This is a genomic window from Methanobrevibacter sp. DSM 116169, assembly GCF_046197865.1.
Lineage (GTDB): Archaea > Methanobacteriota > Methanobacteria > Methanobacteriales > Methanobacteriaceae > JAHKLT01.
In genome coordinates this window covers 436,133-459,128 of record NZ_CP166990.1, presented here as the reverse complement: position 1 = coordinate 459,128, position 22,996 = coordinate 436,133, and the positions used below count along the sequence as shown (strand labels likewise).

Sequence of the window (22,996 nt, the reverse complement as noted above, 5' to 3'; positions counted from 1 at the left end):
TTAAAATGATCCAATAGCAAAAGCTATAAAACTTATTAACATTCCAAATTTTAATAATTTTGAAGTTTTATGACAGTATTCTGGTGATTGTCCTTTAAAAATATTAATAGCTCCATATAAAAATAATATAATAGCTATAATCATGATCAATAAATAATATAAGTTAAAAATTCCTAAAAAGTAAACAATTGGAGATAAAATACAATCTAGTAAAATTAAAAATATAACACAATAAGAAGACTTTTTTAAACCAATTAAAATAGCTAATGTATTAATTCCTTCTTCATAATCTCCTTTAATATCTTCCATATCTTTTGTTATTTCTCTTGCCATTGTCATTAAAAGTGCAAATAAACCTAAAAATGAAGATATAAAAACAATTTCTGTGTTTCCATTAGGAATACCTATAATTAAACCTGCAAAAATAAAACATAAACCTGTTAGAAAACCAACAACTATATTTCCAATTAAAACAGTTCCTTTAAACTTATAAGCATATAAATACAAGATAGCTATTGAAAATAATATGATTATTAAAGGTAGATAGTCATTTATAAAGTAGGTAATGAAAATTCCCATTAAAGTACCTAATACAAATAATAAATATGCGTAATTTCTTGCATTTTTAAGAGATAGCTGACCAGAAGGAATTGGGCGATCTGGACGATTAATTAAATCAATATTATAATCAAAATAATCATTTATAACATTTCCACCACTTATTATAAAAAATACTGCAAGCATACCAAGTAAAATTGGCATCTCCAAATTATTTGAAATAATAGCTACTAAAACTACTGCAATTACAGCCATTATTACGTTTCCAGGACGGATTATTTTAATATATGGGCTCATTTTATCACCTGATTTAAAAGCTCTGAAAAACTTTTAGACATATTATAATTTGAAAAATCATCTATTCTACCATTATAGTTTAGTTTATTATCTTTAATAAATTCCTTGTAATAATTATAAATAGCTATTTTTGTATATTCCAATGTAGAAACATGAACCCCTATATCAGTTTCATTTATTAAATCTTTAAGTGCTCCTTTTTCATATCCAATTGATAAAACTGGTTTTTTTAATGCCATATATTCATAAACTTTACCAGGTATAAAAATCTCTTCTTTTTTATTCATCCAAGAAATTAAAAGTAAAATATCTGAATTTTTTTCCTTTTGAAGGACTTCATTATATGGAATCTTACCATGAATATGAACAAGATCTTTAATATTAAATTTACTTGATAAATCACTTAAATTATCATTATCTCCATAAAAATCAATAGCTATTTTATTTTTATCAATTTTATTTTCACTGATTAATTCATTTATAGCTTTAAAAAATAAACTAGGATCTCTTCGACCATTATAAAGAGAACCAGCATAAATAAAATTTAGTTTATCATCTGAGGAGTTTTCTTTTAAATTTTCAAAATCTCTTAAATCATAACCAGAATAAATTGTTTTAATTAGTTTATCAGGATGTAATGTTTGAAGTTTTTTAGATGCTAGAGGTGTTGTAGTTGTTAGTGCATCTACATTAGAAAATGTTTTAATTTCTAATCTCTTTTCAAAATATTGACGTATGAAATTATGAGATATATAAGGATTCATATTCCATAAATCTCTTAAATCAGCTATCCAAGGAATATTATATTTAAGTTTTAAATTATGAGCTATTTTATGAGAAGTTATAGGCCATGATGATGATATGATAGCATCAATTTCTTCTTTTTCAATTATATCTGATGTAGCTTTAAAAGCAGGTTCATACCAATATTTCATTCCATCAGGATATGCAAATAATTCTCCGGCAATATGAATTAAGTTTTTAGTAATTTTATTTTCATTTGTTTGAGTGTTAATAGCTTGATTATCAAAATTTGGTTTTCTATTTAACCATTTATCTAACATATCAATATAATCAGTTTCTATAACTTTAATATCTGGAATATTTTGTGGTTTATTAGATAATTTAGGTACTACTACAATAGGCTCCCAATTAAAATTATTTAAATATTCAGCTATAGCTCTAAGTCTTTTAGAACCAATTTCATTTTGCTGATTAAAATAAAATGCAATTAATAGAACTTTTTTCATACTTCACCATAAAGAACCTTAGTATTTTAATAATTCTTATATATAATCAATAGGTTTATAAATTAATTTATTTAAATATACTAAATATATAAAAATATTATAATTCTTATTCTTATATTTAATTTTATAAATTGTTGGTGTTAATATTGAGTAAAATTAAAATAGCTATTGTTGGTATGGGAAATTGTGCAAGTTCTTTAATACAAGGAATTCATTATTATCAAGATAAAGATGAAAAGGATGCAATTGGATTAATGCATTGGAAAATAGGAGACTATACTCCAAGTGATATTGAAATAGTTGCTGCATTTGATGTTGATAAAAGGAAAGTTGGAAAAACTGTAGATGAAGCGATTTTTGCAAAGCCGAATTGTACAACTGTATTTCAAAAGGATATTCCTACATCAGATGTTAAAGTTCAGATGGGACCTGTTTTAGATGGTGTAGATGAACAAATGGATAAATATGATGATGAATACACATTTGTTGTAGCTGAAAATGATCCTGTTGATGTAGTAGAAGCTTTAAAAGAAAGTGGAGCAGAAATACTCTTAAATTATTTACCTGTTGGTTCTGAAGTTGCAGCAAGATTTTATGCACAAGCTGCTCTTGATGCAGGAATAGCTTTTATTAATTGTATGCCTGTATTTATTGTTAGTGATTCAGATTGGGATAGAAAGTTCAAAGATAAAGGAATACCAATTGTAGGTGATGATATTAAAGCTCAAATTGGAGCAACTGTAACTCACAGAACATTAGCACATTTATTTGAAGAACGTGGAGTTAAATTAGATCATACTTATCAAATTAACACTGGAGGAAACACTGACTTTTTAAACATGCTTAATAGAGATAGATTGGACTCTAAAAAGGAATCCAAAACAGAAGCTGTTCAATCAATCTTTAAACAAAGAATGGATGATAGAGATATTCATATCGGTCCAAGTGATTATGTACCATGGCAAGAAGATAATAAATTATGCTTTTTAAGAATGGAAGGACGTACTTTTGGAGATGTTCCAATGAATATCGAGCTTAGATTAAGTGTTGAAGATTCACCAAATTCTGCAGGTTGTGTAATTGATGCTATTCGCTGTTGTAAAATAGCACTTGAGCGAGGAATTGCAGGACAACTTACTTCTATTTCTTCTTATGTAATGAAACATCCACCAATCCAATATAGTGATGATGAAGCATATGAAAAAGTTAATGACTTTATTGATGGAAAAATAAAAAGATAAAGCTTATTTAAACTAAAATACATATTATTATTAAGGGATAAAAATGAAAGTTGTGACATGTAAGAACTGTGGTGCTAATTATCAATTAGAAGACGATGATGATATAGGTACATTTGAATGTTCTTCTTGTGCTGGAAATCTTGAATTAGTTGAAGAATATCCATCAGAAACTAAATCTAAAAGATCTAGTTTATTTTCTATACCAATCGATGATACAGATTACATTACAGAATGTACAGATTGTGGACTTAAATATAGGCTTGATAATAAAGAAAACATTGCAGATTATGAATGTGAAAGCTGTGGTGGAACTTTAAAACATGTTGATGAATCTTTAAATAAAGAACTTGAAAAAGTCGAAAAAGAAAATAAAACAGATAAAAAAGATGATAAAAAGCCAAAAAAAGAAAACATGTTTAAAAGTGTTTCAAATAGAGTAGATAATGCTTTTTCTGAAGATAAAATTAATTTAAATGCATCATCAATTCAAAAAACAGCTAGAACAAAAATTCCATCTTATATTAGATCAAAATTCGAAAAGGACTTTGATATATCTAAAGTAAGAAATTACGATACATTAAACAATTACCTTAAGAAAAATTTCTATAAAGGAATTGAAAAAGATTATTATTTTTTACATGAAAGCGAAAAAAGACATAATATAACTCAAAAAAGCTTTTTTGATAAAATTTCTGTGAGTGAACCTACAGATAAACCTAAATCAGATAAACATGATTTAATACCTTATCCAAATGAGTTGAACACCTCATATCATTATTTATATATTATTGCAGGAGTTTTACTTGGAGCTATTGGATTATTAGATATTTTCACATCAAATAGAGGATATGGAATTATATTTTTATTTATTGGCCTTATAATACTTATTTTTGGAATCTACAAAAGTAGAGATTATGGTGAAACTGAAAAAAGAGGGAAAATAATAAGAGAAAAATTATTAACACTTCCTAATGAATACTATGTATTATATTATGTTAAAGTTCCTGAATCTAGTGAAGGAATAAACCATGTTGTAATTGGACCTAGTGGAATTTACTCCATTGTTACACAAAAATACTATAGTAAAGACAGTGAAGGATTACAATCTGAGAAGGAAAACAATGAATTAATTAATTCTATTGAAGAAAAACAAGATGAATTTTCAAAAGAAGGAAATAAATTCAAATACACTGTTCGTAAAGAGAAGTTTCCACATAATGATAAAATCAAACAAAAATCCTTAAAATTAGGCGAAAACTTAGTTAATTTCTTATTTGAAAATGGGTTTGAAAATTGTTTTGTAGAACCTCTTGTAGGATTTGTAAACAATGATGTAGCTGTAATTAATATGCCTTTAACTGATGAAGATCTCTTTTTAGATGAATTAATTAACAAAATCAGAAAAGGACCTGAAAAATTAGATAATGTTACAGTTCACAAATGTGCAGTTGTTTTAAGTCAATATGCAACTGAATGTTCTACTTAAGTGATTAAATGAATTCTTTTTTTACTTTTTTTATTAATCTTAAAAGAAATAGATATAGAAAAGCTATTTTAAAAACTGCTAAAAAATGTGGTTTGAATTTAAAAGTTAATGGTAAAAGTGCTGTAACTAATAACACATTTTTAGGAGATAATGTTAATTTTAATGGTATGATAATTCAAGGTGAAGGTAAAGTTACTATAGGAAATAACTTTCACTCAGGAATTGACTGTATGATCATATCTAGTATACATAACTATGATAAAGGAGATGCAATTCCTTATGATGATACATTAATATCAAAAGATGTTGTAATTAAAGACAATGTTTGGATAGGTAATAGAGTAATAATTTTACCTGGAGTTCAAATAAATGAAGGAGCTATCATACAAGCAGGTAGTGTTGTTACAAAAGATGTACCAAAATATGCAATAGCTGGTGGTCATCCTGCTGAGGTTTTTAAAACAAGAGATATTGATCATTATGAGAAACTTAAAGGATTAAGTAAGTTTCATTAAATCATTTCTTTAAACATATTAATTTCTTTTTTATCAATAGCTTTAAATAAGAAAATTAAAGCGAAATAAACAATTATTCCTAAAACTATTACAATTAAGATATCTGCTAATCCTACAGGATTTAAATATCTAACAACTAATCCCATAATAGTAGAAGCTAATATTATTTTAAAAATAGCTAAATAATCAAATGGTAATTTAAAGTGTTTTTTACTATAAATGATTGTTATAAGACATGCAAAGAAATAACAAAGTAATGTGCCTAGTGCTGCACCAAGAATTCCTAAATATAGAATAGCTACAATATTAAAAACAATGTTAAATATAGCTACAAATATCCAAATATTACCAATAATTTTTGTTTTCTTCTCTAATATTATAAAATTATTAGTTATCCCATATATTCCCATAAACAATGCACCTAAACATACAAATGGAGTTATCATATATCCCCCGTATGCGATTTCTGGAGTAGTTAATAATAAGAGTAATTCTTTAGATAATATTGACATTCCAATAGCTGCAGGAATTGTTAAAAGCAAATAATATTTCATTGAATACTTTAAAAAGATATTTACTTTTGAAATGTTTCCTTCATCATAATAAGTTGGTAAAATTGATGGAAGTAAAACTGCAAAAGGAGATAAAAACATGAGTAATATACTTCCTAAAGCATAACCTGGTGAATAGCATCCAACAGCTGCTGCACCTAACATTACACCAATTACATATTTATCTGATGAATCTACTACCCAAGAAGATACATTACTTGGAATTGTAGGAATTGCAAATTTAAGCTCGTTTTTTAAGTTTTTAAGTTTTGGAAATCCTGGAGATAGCTCTCGAATAATCATCAAAGACATAAATACAAATACTGAGAAATATCCAACTAGTAGACCCAATACAACATTTTCTATTGGTTGACCATCTAAAGTTAAAATAATACTAACAAATACCCCAATATAAGTTTGCAGGACTAAAAAGATTGAATATATCTTAATTTTTTGAAATGTTCTAAAATAGCTTAATAACATTAAATTTAAACATGCAAAAAATGATATTACAAGTACAATATATAAAATCTGGATTTTAGAATCAAATATAGCATCTGCAATTTGATTTGAGAATATTAACATTATTAATGACATTATAATAGTTGAGACTAAAACAACTAACATCATTGAAAAGAAAGAATCTTTAATTTTCGTTTTATCTTTCTCAGGAGATAAAAATCTCACCATAGTATATGGAAGTCCTAAATTAACAACATTTGGCATTAAAGCTATTGTAGCTGTAACTTGTGCCCAAATTCCATAATCTGCAGTAGAAAAGCTTTTTGTAATAATTGGAATAAATATTAATCCACTTAAAGAAATTAAAATATTAGTAAATCCTACTAAGCCAATTCTTTTAATAAATTGAACATATTCATTCATTTAATCACCTTTTTAAGCTCATTTTTATCATACTTTTTAAAAAAGAAATTTTTACTATATTCTTTAGGTTTAAATAAATTAATATCATGAACTAAATCATCTACAGAATTGATTTTTAAAACATAGTCATCATGAACTAAATCATCTAAATATTCAACACCAGGTAAATCCAAAACAAATGTTTTACAATTATATGATAAACCTTCATAAATTGCAGTTGAAAAGACTCCTACTTGATAAGCTGATTTTGCAAATAAACCATATAATGACACATCACTATTATCAATAACTTTAAAGTTATCTAACTCACATGCTTTAACTAAAGACTCATAATTATCTTTCCAAGTTCCATATTCCCCAGGATGTAGTTTATAGATTATCTCATAATCAGGTAAGTTAACTGCTACTTCATATACAAATTCAGATAAATATTTACCAATAACTCCTTGAGATATAAACAAAATCTTTTTAGAATTTTCATTATGATTAGGATAATGTTTAGAATTTTCATCAAAGTATGGAAAACCAATAGAAATTAAGTTTTCTGCATCAATTGGATAATAACTTGAAGATTTCCAATAATCACCAAATGTTAATATTTTATCTGGGAAATATTCAATTGTCTCATCATTTGGATAGCTATAACCTAAATGATATTTACTAATTGTTCCATGTTGAAGTTCAATTACTTCAATTTTTAAATCTTTTGCAGCTTTAACAATAGCTTGATTTTCATAAGATACAACAACAAATATTTTTTTAGGATTTTTACTTTTAAGTAATTTATAAAACTCTTTATAATCATGTTTAAAGTTTAAAATATGATTTTCCATAATGGTTTTTAAATCAATTTCTAAATTAAATTCATTAAATAGCTCATTTTTGATTAAATTAATTTTATCCAATTCTTCTAATGTAAAATTAACTTTATTAATTTTTTTATAAAAATAAGAACTAAGTAATATCCTATCAGTGTATTTTATATAATCTTCCTTCTTAGTAAAATGTTTATTAAAATAAGGAGATTCTAAAACTTCAAATGAAATCTTTTCATCCATTAAATAATCAACTAGAAAATAACTATAGATATCTTGATACATTTCTTTAAATAGTGTTTTACGAGGATGATCAAAAATTAAAATATCTGATTTAGAACCACTAAAAGGATTTTTTAAAATACTGTTTTTAATAAATGGAATAAATGACTTAAACTTATCAAATAAGCTTAAAGATGATTGTTGAGCCATTCCAAATATCTTTAATTCATTAGCTATTTTATAATATAAATACATTCTTATTAGTTGCCAAGGATAGACATCTTGAATTTCCATATGATTTAAATCATACTTATCTTCAAGTTTAAAAAAAACATCTGTTAAATCCTTAACACTAGTCATATTATCTAAAAAAAATAATTAATTAAACATTTCAAAATTTAATAGCTCATCTTCTTCAATTTTCCTTTTAGCTATTTTATCTATTACATCATTTAAATTACTTGGAGATATTCCAGTTCCAGGCCTTTTAAAAATTAACATATCTTTAGAAATGACCTCTCCTTCATCAATATCACGAATAGCTACAATAGATCTACGAGCTTCTTTGCGTGATTTTGCCTCAGCAATTATTGGTTGTTTATTTTTTAGGCCATTAATCTTATTTAAAAATTCAATATTTTTATTAAACTTTAATACATCTTCTGGATCCATTGCATGATAATGATCATTACCTTTTAAAGATTTATCTAATGTAAAATGTTTTTCAATAATATTAGCTCCATATAAATAAGCAGTAGATAATACTAACATTTCATCGTCAGGTTTTGTATGATCTGAATAACCTATATCACACTGAGGAAAATTTTCTTTTAAATCTTTAATCATAAGTAAGTTTGCATCCTCATAACTTGTTGGATATGATAAAACGCAATGTAATAGTCCAATTTTACAATTACTAATATTTTCAATTGTATCAACAGCTAATTTTATTTCTTTTAATGTTGATGCACCAGTAGATAATAAAATTGGTTTATCTTTTGTAGCAATCTTTTCAATAAAAGGAATATTGGTTAAATCAGATGATGAAATCTTATAATAATCCATAAGTTCATTTAAATAATCAATAGACTCATAATCAAACGGAGTAGATAAAAATACTATGCCTAATTCATTACAATAGCTAGCTAATGCTTTATAATCATCATATGAAAAACTATCAAACTTCTTAAATAATTCATATTGAGATGTAGTTGATTCTTCTTCTAAATCCCAATAAGCAGGTGAATTTTTAGAAGCCAATGTTTCTGCTTTATATGATTGAAATTTAACTGCATCAATTCCAACTTTTTGAGCTTCTTTAATCATTAATTTAGCTGCATCAAATGGAGATAAATCTTCTTTAATAGCTATATCATAATAATTAACACCAATTTCAGCTATTAAAAAAGGTTTTTTATTGAAAATTCGCATTGAATCACTTAAATCTGTTTCTTAATCTGAAATTTCTAAATGTAGGTTTTACAATTGACCACATATTATCAAAACCATATTTTAAATCAATTGATTGCATACGCCTATTCATATCTTGCCTAAGTTCAAAATTTTCAGCTAATGCATTAAATTGATTAATAATGTCATCTTGAGATACATCACTTCCTAATCCCATGTTTATAAATCCATTTGCAGGATTTCCAAATGTATGAGTTAATTCTCTTTCATTTTGACATAAACAAATACATGGTACTCCTAATGAACATACTTCATACATTGTTCTACCAGCAGATGTAAATATTATATCAGCAGAAACCATATAATCACTAATATTTTTAACATTTTCATAAATAGTTACATTCATATAAGGTTTGTATTTTTCTTGAATGCCTTTTTTATCAGGATATCCTATTCCTAAAATTACATTAATTTGTTTTGAGAAACCTGTAGCTATAAGAGCATCTAACGTTTTTTCTGTTAAATTGTTGGGATCAGTTCCACCAAATGTTAATAATACATTTTTAACATCTTCTGTAACAACTTTTGGTTTTTGGAAAAAGAATTCTTCTTTTAAAAGATAAAACATTGAACCTCTGTAGATATTTTTATCCTTTTCATCATGTTCATATAATGCATCAAAAACCAAATCAGCAGCTTTTGCTCCTTCACCTAAATCTTCAAAATTAACAACAAAGTAGCCCTTACTTTTCAAAGTTTCAACATAATCTAAAGAAGTATTTAAAATATCATTTATAACCATATGAGGATTATAATTATCTATTTTTTTATGTAAATCCTTATCATTTCCATGTAAAACATAAGGGAAATTATATTTTTCAATTAATTCGATTCCTAAATTGTGTTTCTTGTTTAAAACAAATAAAAAATCATGACTCATTAATTTAGAAGCTATTGAAATACATCTATAAATATGACCAGTTCCAATTTTATTAAAAGCATCTACTTTAAAAACAACTCTTTTTTTAGTTAAATATTTTTCAGCTACCCACCAGTCTTCAAAATTATCAATATCAACACTTTCTTCAGGAGAAAGCTCGATTAATTCAATATTATTACCTAATCTTGAATTTTCACTCATAAAAGAACGTCTAGTAGCTAAAATACTTCCAGTTTCCCTGTAATGTTTAGGTAAAAATTGTCTATTAAGTCTTTGTCTATATAAAGGATAATATCTATGACTATCTTCATCATATCCCCAACTTAAATGTCTATCATCAACAACACTAATAACAGAATCTACTTCAAATGAAGCAAATTTTTCAATAGCTTGGTCAAGTGTCGATGTTTTTAAAAGAGGTGAAGTAGGTTGAACTGTAATAACAATATCATATTCATCAAAAACCATTTTTTCTTTTTGTAAAAGAGCATCATAAATTACAGGATCTAATGGAACATCATCTTCTGCAAGTTCTGCAGAACGCTTAATAACATGAGCTCCGAATTTTTCAGCTATAAATTTAATTTCATCATCATCAGTTGATACAACAACATCATCTACATATTTAGAAGCATTAGCTATTCCAATTGAATAAGAGATTAAAGGTTTATCACCTAAAATTCTTGTGTTTTTGCTAGGAATTCCTTTTGAGCCTCCACGAGCAGGAATAACAATTAAAATTTTACTGTTTTCAAACATGAAAATCTCCTTTTAAATTAATTAATAAGTAAATAAGAATAAATTTATGAATTATTTTTAAATATGTTTTTTTAACATATTAACTTATCTTAATAAAAATAATTAAAGCTATAATAAAGAAAGTACAAATCTATAATAAACTAAATTATTATATATGGTGCAATAATGAAAAACATGTCTAAAGAGCTTATTAAAAGAATAAACAAAATAGCTACCCCTATTAAAATTATGCATGTATGTGGTTCTCATGAACATACTATTATGGAAAACGGACTTAGAACTTTACTTCCAAAAGAAATTGAAGTGGTTGCAGGACCAGGATGTCCAGTTTGTTGTGTTCCATCAAGAGAAATTGATGAATCTCTTGAATTATTAGATAAAGGAGTTACAGTAACAACATTTGGAGATATGTTAAGAGTTCCAGGTTCTAACAGCTCATTAGCTGAAGCAAAAGCAGAAGGTGCAGATGTTAGAGTAGTATATGGAATTAATAAAGCTGTAGAAATAGCTGAGAAGGAAAATAATGAAGTTGTCTTTATTGGTGCTGGGTTTGAAACAACTGCTCCAACTACTGCTTCTGAAATATTATCTGAACCTCCAGAAAACTTTTCAATGTTATCATGTCACAGAATAATCCCCCCAGCTATTGATTTTTTAATCAATTCAGGTGAAACGAATTTAGATGCTTTAATTGAACCAGGACATGTTTGTACAATTATTGGAACTAAACCATTTGAATATTTCTCAACTGAATATGGTATTCCTCAATCTGTAGCTGGATTTAATCCTTTAGACATTTTAATGTCAATTTATATGATTTTAAGACAAGTTAAACAAGGAACTCCTAAAATAGAAAATGAATATAATAGAGCAGTTAAAGAAGAGGGAAATATTCTAGCTCAAGAAGCTATTAATGAAGTTTTTGATGTTACAAGTAGAGAATGGAGAGGTTTTCCAAAAATTCCAAACTCTGTATTAGAGTTTAAAAAGGAATTTGACCAATGGAATGCTAGAGAAAAATTTGATATTGAAGTTAAAGATGTTAAAGAAGCTCCAAAAGGTTGTATTTGTGGACCAATTTTAAGAGGAATGGCTAGACCTGAAGATTGTAAGTTATTTAGAAAAGAGTGTAATCCTTTACATCCTATAGGTGCATGTATGGTTAGTAAAGAAGGTACATGTAATATAGCCCATAGATATTCTGCATAGGTGTTTTAATGAGTAAAATAAAAGCTGTTGCTGTAGATGTCGATGGTACAATTACAGATTATAGTCGTAAGATTTGTATTTCTGCTCTTGAAGCACTAAGAGCATGTGAAAGTGAAAATATTCCTGTAACAATAGTAACTGGAAATGTTGTAAATTATGCATATGCAACATCAGTTTTAATAGGCTGTAGTGGAGGACTTGTAGCAGAAAATGGAGGAGTAATCTTTCAAGAAGGTGAAAACAACAATGAAGTTGTAACACTTGGAAATAGAAAATATATTGATTTAGCAGATCAACATATTCAAGAAAAGATACCTAATACTGTAAAATATTCTAATGATAATGATTATAGATTAACTGAAATTGTATATTATAAAACAATTGAAAAAGAGACTTTAATAAATGCTCTTAAAGATTTCAAATATTTAGATAAAATAAATATTTATGATAGTGGTTTTGCACTCCATATTACTAATAAAAATATTAATAAAGGATCTTCACTTGAAATACTTTGTAAAAATAATGATATTAAAATGTCTGAGGTTTTAGCTATTGGAGATAGTGAAAATGACGAAGAGTTTCTTGCAGTAGCTGGTTTGAAGGTAGCTGTTGGAAATAGTGAGGAAAAACTTAAAAGTATTAGTGATTATGTCTGTCAAAAGAATTTTGGTGATGGAGTTAAAGAAGCTATTGATAAATTTGTACTTGATAAATAAGGGAGGAATAAAATGTTATATGAAATATCTGATAAGGCTAAAAAAGAAGTATTAAAACATTGTGATAATTATGAAATATATGTTGAAAAGGCTGAAAATTTTGAGCTAGATTCTCAAAAAACTGATTTAAACTTTGCAAAAGAAGAAGATAATTTTGGAGTGGGAATTAGAATTTTAAACGATGATAAAATAGGTTTTGCATTTACATCTAATATAGAACAAATCCCACATACTGCAAAACAAGCTTTTTTAAATAGTAAATTAAATGAAAAAGATGAAAATTTTGGATTTTCTAATATAGAAAAAGAAAAAGAAGTAAAAAAACTTTATGATAATAAAAATAAAGATTTAGCTATTGAAGATTGTGTAGACTTTTTAAAATCAATGTTAAACATTGCAGAAGAAGAAAAATGTGAGGTAACATCAGGTAATTTTTCTAAAACATCTAAAAAGTCATTAATAATTAATTCAAATGATATTTCTATTTATGATAAAGGAACTTGGTTTTCTACAAGTATTGCAGTAAATGCTAGAAAAGGAGAAGAATTATCATCAGCATATGATTATGAATCATCAAGATTTTTTGATTTAAATGGAGAAACTTTAACAAAAAATGTTTGTGATATAGCTCGTAAATCAATTGGTGGAGAAAACATAGAAACAAAAAAAAGAGAAGTTGTTTTTGATTATCATGCTGCAGCAGGATTATTATCCACATTTATAAGTGCATTTTCTGCAGATAATGTTCAAAGAGGAAGATCTATTTTAAAAGACAAAATAGATAAGAAGATTATAGATAATAATGTTTCTATAACTAATGATTCAACATTAGAAAAGGGTCTTTTATCTTGTAAATGTGATGGTGAGGGAACAATATCTAAAAAAACAGCACTTGTTGAAGATGGTATTTTAAAAAGCTATATTTATGATAATTATTCAAGTAATAAAGAAGGTGTGGAAAGTACTTCAAATGGTTATAGAGGTTCTTATAGTTCAATACCTCAAATATCACCTTCAAATATTACATTTAACTTTAAAAAAGAAGAAAGTTTAGATGAAATTAAAGATGGTTTTATAGCTACTGATGTACTTGGAGCTCATACTGCTAATCCGATTTCAGGTGATTTTTCAGTTGAAGCAAATAATGCATTTTTAATTGAAAATGGTGAAATTACAAAGTCTGTTAAGAAGGCTATGATTTCTGGAAATATTTTTGAAATTTTAAATGATTGTAGAAAATTAAAATCAGAAACTAAACAATTTGGACCATTTATAATACCTAAAATAATTATTAATAATTTAAATGTTGTTGGATGATGAAAATGGAATGTGAATACAACTTAACAAGAGATGCAGAAAGAGAATATTTAAATTTAAATCCTTTACAAAGAGGAGGAATCTTACCAGAAAAGACAAGAGAAGCATTATATGATTTTGGAGATGGGTATAGTGTTTGTGATTATTGTGCAGGAAGATTAGATCATATAAGTAAACCTCCAATAAATAGCTTTTTAGATGATTTAGCTGAATTTATCGAGTCAGATGTTGTTAGAACAGTTCATGGTGCTCGTGAAGGAAAATATGCTGTAATAAATAAGGTATGTGAGCCTGGTGATACTGTTGTTATTGATTCAAACGCACATTATACAACTTATCTTGCATGTGAAAGGTCTGGAGTTAACATAATTGAAGTACCTTCTACAGATGATAGTGAAAATAAAATTACAATGGAACAATATAGAAAAACTCTTGAAGAAGCTATTGATGAGGTAGGGGAAATAAAATTAGCTCTTTTAACACATGTTGATGGAGATTATGGTAATCTTACTGATGCAAAAGAATTTGGAAAAATTTGTAAGAATTTAGGAGTTGCATCTGTTTTAAATTGTGCATATTCAATGGGACGACTTCCAATAAAAGCTAATGAATGGGATTTAGATTTTGTTGTTGGAAGTGGGCATAAAAGTATGGCTGCATCAGGTCCTATAGGAATATTAGGAATGAAAGAAGAATGGGAAGATTCTATGCTTAAAAAATCTCCTAAATTTCCTAAAAAAGAAATTGAAATGCTTGGATGTACAAGTAGAGGGGCTCCAATTGTTACTTTAATGGCATCATTACCTTATGTTAAAGAAAGAGTAGCTAATTGGGATAAAGAAGTAAAAGAAAGTAGAAGATTTGTAAAAGAACTTGAATCAATTGATGGGATTACTCAAATTGGTATAAATCCCACAAATCATGATTTAGTAAGATTTGATACACCTAGATTATATGAAATTGGTCAAAAACATTCTAGAAAAGGTTTTTATTTATATGAAGAATTAAAAAATAGGAAAATTACTGGAATTAAAAGAGGTCAAACAGAATGGTTTAAATGTAGTACATATGGAATGACTACAGATCAAAGAAACTATGTTATAGATTCATTTAAAGAAATAGTTGAGAAATTATCTTAAATTTCATCTAATTTCTTTTTTAAATCTTTTGAACTTTCATTTAGTTTAAATGATTTAGATAAAACTTTTTCTTTTAAATCAATATCATCTAATTCCATATCAATAAATCTATCAGAATCTTTTTCTAATTTTTCCACCTCATCATCAATAGAATGTTCTGCTTTAGAAATATTTTTATAAGTATCATGACTTAAATCATCGATCATATTATTAATATCATCTGGATTTAAGTCTTTTTTATCTTTTTTAGTCATTATATCTACATTTTAATAATTGGTAGTTGAATTTCAGTAATAAGTTCATTGTCATCATCGACATCAATTTTACTTTTAATTAACACTTCTTTTGGAGAACCAATAATATCAAAGTTATTTTTTTCTGCCTCATCAACCATCTTTTCATAAGTTTCTTTAATATTATCATAAGACCCCTTATGAGTAGCAGATAAAACATTATGTTCTATTAAATCAACAATTTCGATTATATCAGTTCCTTCAGGATCTCCATTTATAGGAATACCTATATCAAAAACAACATCTTCAGGATCATATGAAAATCTAGGAGAATAAAATATAATAAAAGGAGAGCCAATTGTTTCTACTTCTTCTGATTCAACCCATCCCATTAATTGTGCAATAACAAGTTCAACATCAACAATAGGTCTTTTATTTTTAGTAATAGCTAATTTCTGATCAGGAATTATTTTATCTTCAATTTTCATATATACACCTTAATTAAAAAATATCTTATAATAAAATATGTTTTTGAAATTAATAAATTTAATTATTAATCTATTTAAATAAATGTTTAAAATCAAATGAAAATTATTAAATAATATATAAATAAAAAAAATAGTAAGTAAAAAATTATATAATCAATGGAGAATATTATGGAACTAATAGCTATTAATCTTGGAATTATTATTTTACTTGGAATAATATGTACAAAATTACTAAGTAAGTTTAGATTACCTGGATTTTTAGGATTAATAATTTTAGGTATGCTTTTAGGACCATTTGGAGTTAATGTCCTCCATGGATCTTTTTTAAATCTTTCTAATGAACTATGTACAATAGCTATTGTTATAATATTAATTAGGGCTGGTTTAAGTATAAATCAAGACTCGATGAGAAAAGTAGGTAGACCTGCTCTTACAATGGGATTTTTACCCTCTGTTTTTGAAGGAATGTCAATAGCTTTTATTGCACCTTTTATTTTAGGAATTTCTTTTATAGAAGGAGGAATGTTAGGATTTATACTTGGTGCTGTAGCTCCTGCAATACTTGTTCCATCAATGCTTAATTTAATGGATCAAAAACTTGGAACAAAAAAATCAATACCAACAATATTACTTACTGGAGCTTCAATGGATGATGTAGTAGCTATTACTATTTTTTCATCATTTTTAGGAGTTTATTTTGGAACAAATGTAAACGTATTATGGACAATAGTTGGAATACCAGTTTCACTATTATTAGGTCTTTTATTTGGACTTATAACAAGTTTAATAGTATTGAATTTATTTAGAAAATGGAAATTTACTACTACTGAAAAATTATTAATAGTTTTAGCTTCAGCTTTACTTTTAAATGGATTTGGAAAAGCACTAGAAGGAACTATTCCAATAGCTGGATTACTTGGTGTAATGGTTATTGGATTTATGATATTAAGTAGAACACCAAAAACAGCTTTTAAATTATCAGATAAATTTAAAAAAATATGGGTTTTAGCAGAAATAATCGTTTTTGTAATGCTTGGTGCAAGATTAAACATAGAACTTGCTACTACATTAATATTACCTGGAATAGCTATTGTTTCTTTTGGATTATTATTTAGATCAATTGGAGTTTATCTTTCACTAATTGGTACTGATTTAAATTTAAAAGAAAAATTATTTGCAATGGTTGCTTATTTTCCAAAAGCAACAGTTCAAGCTACAATTGGTGGAATACCACTTGCCGCAGGAGTTGCATCAGGTGAGATAATAATAGCTGTTGCAGCTATAGCTATCTTATTTACAGCTCCAATTGGATCAATAGGAATTAAACTTTTAAGTAGTAAATTATTAGAAAAAGAAGAAAGTTAATTAAATAAATTCACTTCTACAACTTCTCCTACATCGACTAATTCAATAGATTTTAAAACTTTAACATAACCATCTGCTTCTGATAAAGAGAAAATAGCTCCAGAATCTTTAAAAATAGGTTCTACTAATCCATTTTTTAATCTTACCATTTGATATTGCAATCTACCTAATGGAGAATGTATTTTTTTAGATAATTTAGCTTTAATTGTTTTTTTATTTTGATTTATATCATAACCTGAAAGTTTAGCTATTTGAGGAGCAACAAAAACATTGAATATTACAATAGCTGATACAGGATTACCTGGCAATCCTATAACAACTTTACCATTTACAATAGCAGCAATTGTTGGTTTTCCAGGTTGAACAGAAATTCCATGAATAAATACTTCTCCGATTTCATCTAGAACATGTTTTAATACATCTCCTAAACCTGCAGATGTTCCACCAGAACATATTAAAATATCAACTTCTTCTAAAGAGCTTTCAATTTTTTTCTTTAATATATCATAATCATCTTTAACTATTCCTAATGATTTACCAATAGCTCCATAAGAAATAGCTGAAGATTTAATCATTTCAGAGTTAACATCATAGATTTTACCATAATTTAAATCTTCATCTTGTGAGATTAGCTCATTTCCAGTAGATATAACACCTACAACAGGTTTTTTATATACATCAACAGTCTTAAATCCTTGAGATAATAAAACACCAATTTTACCAGGATTTAATACTTCTTTTTGTTTTAAAAGAAGATCTCCTTCTTTCATATCAGAACCTTTACGAGCAACATCTTGGTATGGTGTAATACTTTTTAAAATATCAACTTTATCATCATGTTTATAGCAAAATTCTACCATAGCTATTCCATCAGCACCATCAGGTAAGGCAGCCCCTGTACTAATTTCAATACATTTTCCTTTCTCTACAACTTTATTTGTAGTAGAACCTGCTTCTAGAAAATCAATAACATCAATAGTATTTGGGTTTTCTTCATTTGTTCCATAAGAATCTTCAGCTTTAATAGCAAAACCATCTTTTAAAGCCTTGTCAAATGATGGAAAATCAATCAAACTATAAATATCTTCATATAAAACTCGATTATATGAATCTTCAACATCAATTTCTTCTATTTTTGACGCGTAACACTTATTAAACAAATTTCCTATGATTTTTTTAGCATCATCAGACTCTTTAATTTTTAAAAACTCAGTACCCAATTAAAACACCATAATTTAAGATTTTTTATTTTTTTCCATCAATTTATTTACTATAATCATATTTAAAAAACAATTAATTTATATTTAATGTTTCATTATTGAGATTAAATAAAAATCATATCTTATACTAATAAGCTAATATTATATATTAAGAAAAATAAAGATATTTATATTATTTATATAATTCATAATTATTTAATTAATAAACGAGAAATTATAATACACAGGAGGATGAGTATTTGTCTAAACCACAAGATAATACACAAGAATTTAGAAGAGTTAGAACTCCAAGAAAAGGAGAAATACCTGGTCTTGTTGAACAAATTATGGGCCATGGAAAAATTAAAGTAAGATGTTCTGATGGATTTATTAGAATGACAAGAATCCCTGGAAAGATGAAAAAACGTATTTGGATAAGAGAAGGAGACGTTGTTTTAGTAAAACCATGGGACTTTCAATCTGATGAGAAAGCAGATGTTATTTGGAGATATACAAAAACTGAATCCAATTGGTTAGAAAAAAAAGGCTATTTAAAAATGTAATATTATTTTAAAAAATAATTAATTACATTTATCTAATTTTGAGTAGAAAATGGATTCTAAAATAAATAAAGCAGATGATGAAGTTCAAAAATTAATTTCAAGAAAGAGATTAAAAAGTGTTGAAGATAGACGAGTAGCTAGTGAAATCTTTGACAAACTTACTTTAGAATCATTATATAAACTAGCTAATCAAGGCCACATTGATATTTTAAATGGAGCTATTAGTACAGGTAAAGAAGCTAATGTTTTAAAAGGGATTAAAGATGATGAATCCCCAATAGCTGTTAAAATTTATAGAATAGCTACTTCTGATTTTAAAAAAATGAATTATTATATTGATGGCGACCCTAGATTTAATGTTAGAACGAAAAACAAAAGACAAGTAATATATGCTTGGGTTAATAAAGAGTATAGAAATCTTAAAAGGTTAGCTGAAGCAAATGTAAATGTTCCAGAGCCTGTTACAACATTAAATAATATTTTACTTTTAGAATTTATTGGAGATAAATTTGGTAATGCTTCTCCAACAGCAAAAGTAAAGCCTCCAAAAGATCCTGAATCATTTTATCAAAAATTAATCAAAGAGATAAAAAAATTTGTAAATGATGGGAAACTTATTCATGGAGATCTTTCTAATTTTAATATTTTAAATAAAAATGAAACACCAGTAATTATTGATGTATCTCAATCAGTTGTTCTTGACCATCCATTAGCTAGAGAGCTATTAAAAAGAGATATTGAAACCATAGTCAAAGAATATAAAAAACTTGGTGTTAAAACTTCTTATGAAGAATTAAATGAATATATTGATTTTAAAAGATAAAACTTTTTTTAGAAATTAATAAATATTATAAATAACATAAAGTTTAACTAATTTAGAGGTGTAAAAATGCCAGAAACAGATTATATTAAAATCCCCCAAGATAGAATCGGAGTTTTAATTGGAACAAATGGTAAAGTAAAAAAAGCTATTGAAAAAGCAACAGAAACACATTTAGAAATTGAAAGTAATGAAGGCATAGTTACTATTGATCCAAAAGAAAATATGGAAGACCCATTAGGTGGATGGAATGCTAATCATATTATAAAAGCGATAGCTAGAGGGTTTAATCCTGATGTAGCTCTCAAATTAGCAGATGATGATTTTTATCTAGAAGTAATTAAATTACCATTATATATTGGTAAATCAAAAAAAGCTTTAGCTAGACATAAAGGAAGAATCATAGGCAAAAATGGTAAAACAAGAGAAGCTATTGTTGAAATGGCAGAAGTAAACATGGCTATTTATGGAAAAACTGTTTCTTTTATTGGAGAATTAGAAAACATAAAAATAGCTAAAGAAGCTCTTGAATTGATTTTAAATGGGTCTAGACATAAAACTGTTTATAGTTTTTTAGAACAAAAACAACGTGATTTAAAGCTTAAAGAATTCAAATCAGTAGTAGGAATAGAAACTGATGAAATTGAACTTAGAGACGATTTCAAATTAGAATAATATTTTTAGAAAGATATATACACCATGAAAAACATATATATAAGTGGTGATATATATGCACGGATTATTATTTAACATAAAAAGCGATAAAGAAAAATATGGAGGCTATGAGTTCAAATTAGACTATAAACTCATATTCAAAAGTCCTAATAAAGAATGGGATGATGATATAGCTAATTCCTTCTTTGTTAATGGTGTTAAAAATGGTAGTCCTGAAGAAGTTAAAGGAGACTGCGGAAATGCAGATCCTAAATTATATGATGAATTCTACGATAATTTATCAAAACTATACAATTCAAAAGAATTAGAAGAAGTAGCTTCTAAAATGGATGCACGTGAAACACATGTTTTTAAAACAGAAGGAGTAATTTTATTCTGTAATGGGGAAATGACTACTTAAATTTTCTTCATTTCTTTTTTTATTTTTATATTTTTTTCAATTATTAAACACATTTTAAATAAAAAGTAGTTAATAAACTATTATTATGTGGTGGGAAATTTTAATTTATATAATTACATTTATAGTTGTAACTGCTATAATATGGTACATATGTTATAAAATTGAAAATAATCTTGTTAAACTTTATCATAAGATAAGGAAAAAATAATTATTTTATTAAATAACTCTTTTTTTTAATTTAAAATTTATTAAATAGCTATTTTTAAATATTATGGTGAAACAATGAATAAAAACATATCCGAAGAATATAAAGTCTTTTTTAATGGTAAAATATACACTTCTAATAAAAACCAAGAAAATGTTACTGCTTTTGTATGTAAAAATGATAAATTTATTTACGTAGGTAGTGATGAGAAAGCTTTAAAATTTAAAACTCATAACACCTTTGATTTAAAAGGTAAAAGAGTCCTTCCAGGATTTATGGATACACATTGTCATTATGTAATGATGTCACTTAAATCATTAGAAGATAGTATTGAAATAGAACAAAATATGTCCCACTTAAAAGTTTTAGAAATGATAAAAGAAATTGTTTCTAAAAAAAGTGTTGATGATTTACCAATAGTATTTGGATTAGGTTATGGAACAGATTGTATTCCTTTAGCTTCAGAATTAGATAAAGCTGTTAATGATAGACCAGTATTTTTATATGATAGTGGAGGCCATAGTGGATGGATGAACACAAAATTAATGGAATTAATTAATTTAACAAAAGATACACCAGATCCTAAACCTGGAGTTTGTTATTTTAAAAGAGATGAAAACGGAAATCCTACAGGACAAGCTGTTGAAAATGATGCAATGGTTTATGTTGAAAGGCAGCTAGGAGCTTCTTCACCAGAACTTTTAGAAAAACAGCTTCCAGAAATAAATAGAATAGCTAATTCTTTTGGTTATACCAGTGTTTTTGATGCAGGCTTCATATTTTCTGGTGAAAAGAGAATTTTAGAAACTTTAAATTCTATGAATTTAACTTTAAGATATTTTACATCTTTTTATTATGATGGACTAAGTGATAAAGAAGGTTTTATAAAGGAAATGATTGAATGTAGGAAATTATATACATCAGAACTCCTTAGACCCACAACACTTAAAATGTTTAAAGATGGAACAATTGAAGCTTTTAGTGCTTTTATGTTTGATGAATATGAAAAACCAGGCCATGGAAAAGGAGCAAAAACATTGAAACATGACCAGCTATTGGAAATGGGTAAAATATCATGTGCAGAAAATTTTAATATACATATTCATGCAATTGGAGATGCAGCTATTGAAGATGTTTTAAATATATATGATGAACTAGGAGATATTGCTGGAACAAAAACAATTGCACATGTACAAGTTTTACCTGAAAATGGTTTAAAAAGATTTGAAAAACAAAATGAAATAATATATCAAACAACTCCTGTGTGGTTAGGTTTTGACCAATTTACAAAAGATGTTTTAGGTCCTGAAAGATATATAAGACAAATGCCACTAAAAACTCTTAAAAATAATGGAACTACTTTAACTTTTGGAAGTGATGCTCCAGTAAGTGGTGGATTAATTGGATTAAATCCATTTATAAATATTTGTTGTGCTGTAAACCGTTATGATCAGACAAGATTTATACCACCTTCAAATGAAGCTATTACAGTTGAAGATTGTATTGATGCTTATACAATTAATGGTGCAAAACAAGTAAACTCAGAAAATGAATTTGGAACTATTGAAAAAGGTAAAAGCGCTGATTTTATAATTTTAAATCAAGATATTTTAGCTATAGATACAAATAAAATACAAAATACGAAAGTTTTAGAAACTTGGTTTAAAGGAAATTGTATATTTAAGGTTTAAAAAAATAAGTATATCAGAAAGTATTAAATACTTTTTATCATTATAGT

At 26.4% G+C, this 22,996-nt stretch carries 22 protein-coding genes; 13 read left to right on the top strand and 9 right to left on the bottom strand.

Going from position 1 to position 22,996, the window contains the following annotated elements:
- Positions 1–855 carry a UbiA family prenyltransferase gene (locus ACA134_RS02295; RefSeq protein WP_409200572.1) on the bottom strand — a complete coding sequence of 285 codons (855 nt, stop codon included), beginning with the start codon at positions 853–855 and terminating at the stop codon, positions 1–3.
- Positions 852–2,105 (bottom strand): glycosyltransferase, encoded by a 1,254-nt coding sequence (locus ACA134_RS02290; protein WP_409200571.1) that lies wholly within the window; start codon positions 2,103–2,105, stop codon positions 852–854. The genes ACA134_RS02295 and ACA134_RS02290 overlap by 4 nt, the downstream gene beginning before the upstream one ends.
- Before the next feature lie 146 nt (positions 2,106–2,251).
- On the opposite strand from ACA134_RS02290, the gene ACA134_RS02285 reads away from it, so the two are divergent.
- Genes ACA134_RS02285 through ACA134_RS02275 form a run of 3 tightly spaced genes read left to right on the top strand, consistent with a single transcriptional unit; the run spans position 2,252 to position 5,347 of the window.
- Positions 2,252–3,346, top strand: a complete 1,095-nt coding sequence (locus tag ACA134_RS02285; RefSeq protein ID WP_409200570.1) for an inositol-3-phosphate synthase — start codon at positions 2,252–2,254, stop codon at positions 3,344–3,346.
- Positions 3,347–3,389: 43 nt separating this feature from the next.
- Positions 3,390–4,832: an NERD domain-containing protein gene (locus ACA134_RS02280; protein WP_409200569.1), complete on the top strand. Its 1,443-nt coding sequence runs from the start codon at positions 3,390–3,392 to the stop codon at positions 4,830–4,832.
- Positions 4,833–4,840: 8 nt separating this feature from the next.
- Positions 4,841–5,347, top strand: a complete 507-nt coding sequence (locus ACA134_RS02275) for an acyltransferase (RefSeq protein ID WP_409200568.1) — start codon at positions 4,841–4,843, stop codon at positions 5,345–5,347.
- Here the strand turns inward: ACA134_RS02275 and ACA134_RS02270 are convergent.
- Genes ACA134_RS02270 through ACA134_RS02255 form a run of 4 tightly spaced genes read right to left on the bottom strand, consistent with a single transcriptional unit; the run spans position 5,344 to position 10,929 of the window.
- Positions 5,344–6,783: an oligosaccharide flippase family protein gene (locus tag ACA134_RS02270; protein ID WP_409200567.1), complete on the bottom strand. Its 1,440-nt coding sequence runs from the start codon at positions 6,781–6,783 to the stop codon at positions 5,344–5,346. The two genes, ACA134_RS02275 and ACA134_RS02270, sit on opposite strands and share 4 nt — an antisense overlap.
- Positions 6,780–8,180 carry a sialyltransferase gene (locus ACA134_RS02265; protein WP_409200566.1) on the bottom strand — a complete coding sequence of 467 codons (1,401 nt, stop codon included), beginning with the start codon at positions 8,178–8,180 and terminating at the stop codon, positions 6,780–6,782. The genes ACA134_RS02270 and ACA134_RS02265 overlap by 4 nt, the downstream gene beginning before the upstream one ends.
- A gap of 18 nt (positions 8,181–8,198) precedes the next feature.
- Entirely contained in the window at positions 8,199–9,251 is a 1,053-nt protein-coding gene (locus ACA134_RS02260; RefSeq protein ID WP_409200565.1) for an N-acetylneuraminate synthase family protein, read from the bottom strand.
- Between the two features lie 4 nt (positions 9,252–9,255).
- Positions 9,256–10,929, bottom strand: coding sequence for a cytidylyltransferase domain-containing protein (locus ACA134_RS02255; RefSeq protein ID WP_409200564.1), 1,674 nt, complete (start codon positions 10,927–10,929; stop codon positions 9,256–9,258).
- A gap of 165 nt (positions 10,930–11,094) precedes the next feature.
- On the opposite strand from ACA134_RS02255, the gene hypD reads away from it, so the two are divergent.
- Genes hypD through pscS form a run of 4 tightly spaced genes read left to right on the top strand, consistent with a single transcriptional unit; the run spans position 11,095 to position 15,310 of the window.
- Entirely contained in the window at positions 11,095–12,138 is a 1,044-nt protein-coding gene (hypD, locus tag ACA134_RS02250; RefSeq protein WP_409200563.1) for a hydrogenase formation protein HypD, read from the top strand.
- Positions 12,139–12,146: 8 nt separating this feature from the next.
- A complete protein-coding gene (locus ACA134_RS02245) occupies positions 12,147–12,854 on the top strand; it encodes a phosphoglycolate phosphatase (RefSeq protein ID WP_409200562.1) in 708 nt (235 codons plus the stop codon).
- Positions 12,855–12,866: 12 nt separating this feature from the next.
- Positions 12,867–14,171: a TldD/PmbA family protein gene (locus tag ACA134_RS02240; protein WP_409200561.1), complete on the top strand. Its 1,305-nt coding sequence runs from the start codon at positions 12,867–12,869 to the stop codon at positions 14,169–14,171.
- Between the two features lie 5 nt (positions 14,172–14,176).
- Positions 14,177–15,310: an O-phospho-L-seryl-tRNA:Cys-tRNA synthase gene (pscS, locus tag ACA134_RS02235; RefSeq protein WP_409200560.1), complete on the top strand. Its 1,134-nt coding sequence runs from the start codon at positions 14,177–14,179 to the stop codon at positions 15,308–15,310.
- Here pscS and ACA134_RS02230 read toward each other — a convergent pair.
- Together ACA134_RS02230 and ACA134_RS02225 are read right to left on the bottom strand one after the other, a co-directional pair.
- Positions 15,307–15,564: a hypothetical protein gene (locus tag ACA134_RS02230; protein ID WP_409200559.1), complete on the bottom strand. Its 258-nt coding sequence runs from the start codon at positions 15,562–15,564 to the stop codon at positions 15,307–15,309. The two genes, pscS and ACA134_RS02230, sit on opposite strands and share 4 nt — an antisense overlap.
- A 5-nt stretch (positions 15,565–15,569) precedes the next feature.
- Entirely contained in the window at positions 15,570–16,031 is a 462-nt protein-coding gene (locus ACA134_RS02225; RefSeq protein WP_409200558.1) for a GyrI-like domain-containing protein, read from the bottom strand.
- 168 nt (positions 16,032–16,199) lie between these two features.
- On the opposite strand from ACA134_RS02225, the gene ACA134_RS02220 reads away from it, so the two are divergent.
- The gene (locus tag ACA134_RS02220) at positions 16,200–17,396 is read left to right on the top strand and encodes a cation:proton antiporter (protein ID WP_409200557.1); all 1,197 of its coding nucleotides are present in this window, start codon (positions 16,200–16,202) and stop codon (positions 17,394–17,396) included.
- Here the strand turns inward: ACA134_RS02220 and glp are convergent.
- The gene (gene glp / locus ACA134_RS02215) at positions 17,393–18,616 is read right to left on the bottom strand and encodes a gephyrin-like molybdotransferase Glp (protein WP_409200556.1); all 1,224 of its coding nucleotides are present in this window, start codon (positions 18,614–18,616) and stop codon (positions 17,393–17,395) included. The genes ACA134_RS02220 and glp overlap by 4 nt on opposite strands.
- Before the next feature lie 239 nt (positions 18,617–18,855).
- Here glp and eif1A point away from each other — a divergent pair, with 239 nt between their 5' ends.
- The 5 genes from eif1A to ACA134_RS02190 all read left to right on the top strand — a co-directional run bounded on the left by eif1A (position 18,856) and on the right by ACA134_RS02190 (position 22,949).
- Positions 18,856–19,158 (top strand): translation initiation factor eIF-1A, encoded by a 303-nt coding sequence (gene eif1A, locus ACA134_RS02210; protein WP_409200555.1) that lies wholly within the window; start codon positions 18,856–18,858, stop codon positions 19,156–19,158.
- Positions 19,159–19,207: 49 nt separating this feature from the next.
- Positions 19,208–19,981 (top strand): serine protein kinase RIO, encoded by a 774-nt coding sequence (locus ACA134_RS02205; RefSeq protein ID WP_409200554.1) that lies wholly within the window; start codon positions 19,208–19,210, stop codon positions 19,979–19,981.
- Positions 19,982–20,047: 66 nt separating this feature from the next.
- Positions 20,048–20,653 carry a KH domain-containing protein gene (locus ACA134_RS02200; protein WP_409200553.1) on the top strand — a complete coding sequence of 202 codons (606 nt, stop codon included), beginning with the start codon at positions 20,048–20,050 and terminating at the stop codon, positions 20,651–20,653.
- A gap of 55 nt (positions 20,654–20,708) precedes the next feature.
- Positions 20,709–21,053, top strand: coding sequence for a hypothetical protein (locus ACA134_RS02195; protein WP_409200552.1), 345 nt, complete (start codon positions 20,709–20,711; stop codon positions 21,051–21,053).
- A gap of 282 nt (positions 21,054–21,335) precedes the next feature.
- A complete protein-coding gene (locus ACA134_RS02190) occupies positions 21,336–22,949 on the top strand; it encodes an amidohydrolase (RefSeq protein WP_409200551.1) in 1,614 nt (537 codons plus the stop codon).
- Positions 22,950–22,996 lie beyond the last annotated feature (47 nt).